Origin of the sequence: Longimicrobium sp. (genome assembly GCA_036389135.1) — a bacterium.
In the GTDB taxonomy this organism is placed as follows: domain Bacteria; phylum Gemmatimonadota; class Gemmatimonadetes; order Longimicrobiales; family Longimicrobiaceae; genus Longimicrobium.
The window spans coordinates 1-1628 of record DASVQP010000006.1; the positions used below are offsets into that span (position 1 = coordinate 1).

Annotated in this window: 3 protein-coding genes; all 3 read right to left on the reverse strand. The window is 72.4% G+C overall.

Annotated features, from left to right (window positions below):
• A partial coding sequence (locus VF584_01515; protein HEX8208835.1) for a transposase occupies positions 1–717 on the reverse strand: 717 nt, incomplete at its 3' end.
• A gap of 96 nt (positions 718–813) precedes the next feature.
• Positions 814–1161: an IS66 family insertion sequence element accessory protein TnpB gene (tnpB, locus tag VF584_01520; protein ID HEX8208836.1), complete on the reverse strand. Its 348-nt coding sequence runs from the start codon at positions 1159–1161 to the stop codon at positions 814–816.
• Positions 1161–1628: transposase (locus VF584_01525; protein ID HEX8208837.1), on the reverse strand; the 468-nt coding region annotated here is incomplete at its 5' end. The genes VF584_01525 and tnpB, both read right to left, overlap by 1 nt.

Sequence of the window (1628 nt, forward strand, 5' to 3'; positions counted from 1 at the left end):
GGGGCGCAGCCACCAGGCGCCCTGGCCCACCCAGTCGGCCAGCGTCTGACGCTCGATCTCCACCCCCTCGCGCGCCAGGATGCCCGAGAGCCGATAGAGCGGCAGGCCGTCCAGGTACTTCGAGACCAGGACATGCGCCAGAAGTCCCGGCCCGGGTCGGCCGCGCTCGATGGGCAGGGCGGGCGCGGGCGCCTGCAACATCGCCTCGCAGGCCCGGCAGGCGTAGCGCGGCCGGACGTGCCGGATCACCTTCAGCCTGGCGGGGATCTTCTCCAACACCTCCGTCACGTCCTCGCCCAGGCAGGTCAGGCGGGCGGGGTCGGTGCAGCCGCAGCGGCAGGCGAGGACAGGCTCATGCAGCACCGTCTCGCGCGGCAGGTGCGCGGGTAGGGGGCGGCGCAGGGCGGGCTTGCGCGGCTTGTCCGATCGGCCCTTGGCCCGGCGCTTCTTCTCCGCCGCCGCGGCTTCGCGCTCGGCCGCGTCCTCCTCGAGGTCGCCGATGAGCATCTCGAGCTGGCCGATCTCGGCCGCCAGCCGCTCGGAGGACCGGCCGTAGCGGTGGCGCCGGAGCGCTGCGAGTTGCACTTTCAGCTTCTCGATCTCGCGCCGGGCACTCAGCCGGTCTGCGTCACGCTCCGCTCGCGCCGCGTCACGTTCGGCCAGCGCGGCATCGCGCTCGGCAAGGGCGGCGTCGCGCTCCGCCAGCAGCGCGCGCATGCGCTCAGCGTCGTCGGGGAATGCAGCGCTGTCGAGCTCTGGGGCCACGCGCGAATCGCCGCCGACCGCGCCGCGTCGCCCCAAATGAGGATGCCGTTACCCGACCACCTCGGGCCGTGCTGTCCAGGCCGGCATGCGCCAGTCGATCCCTTCCAAAAGCATCGAGAGCATGGCTGGGGTCAGGGAAACAACGCCGCTCGTCGCCTGCGGCCACACGAACCGGCCCTTCTCCAGCCTCTTGGCGATGAGAAGCAGTCCCTGGCCATCCCAGGCCAAGATCTTCAGCAGGTCACCGCGGCGGCCGCGAAAGCAAAACACCGCGCCGCTGTACGGATCCTGCGCCAGCACCGTCCGCGCCTGCGCGGCCAGGCCGTCGAAGCCCTTCCGCATATCGGTCACGCCGCAGGCGAGGTAGACGCGCGTGCCGGGAGGCGGGCCGAACATCAGCGGCCACCGAGCTCGGCCAACACGCCGCGCAGCACCGCCATATCCACCCGGCCGCTGGCGCGCACCGTCACACCGGACGGCAAGGCGATCTCGACCACGCCAGGCGTCTCGGCCGCCACCTCCCGCAGCGGCGCAGCCACCCGCGGCACCTCCGGCGTCACCGCCACCGGCACGAAGCCGGACACCGCAGCCGCCAGCATCTCCTTGCGCCAGGTGTAGAGCTGCCCGGTGCTCACCCCACACCGATCCGCCACCGCCTGCACGACCGCACCCGGCTGCAGGGTCTCGCGCACCATCCGCAGCTTGTCCTCGTCCGGCCAGTTCCGTCGCCGCGCCGGCCGCACCTGAACTTCCACGCCGCGCTCTGGCCGCGCTCGGACCGCGCTCTTACGACCGTCGTAAGAGCCCGCTCCAAGTGGTTCCGCCGTCCCAGCTTCGTCCGTCATGCCCACCACTTCGGCAGG

Excerpts from the sequence above, each read along its gene's own strand:
- tnpB (HEX8208836.1), bottom strand. The coding sequence starts at position 1,161 with ATGTTCGGCCCGCCTCCCGGCACGCGCGTCTACCTCGCCTGCGGCGTG.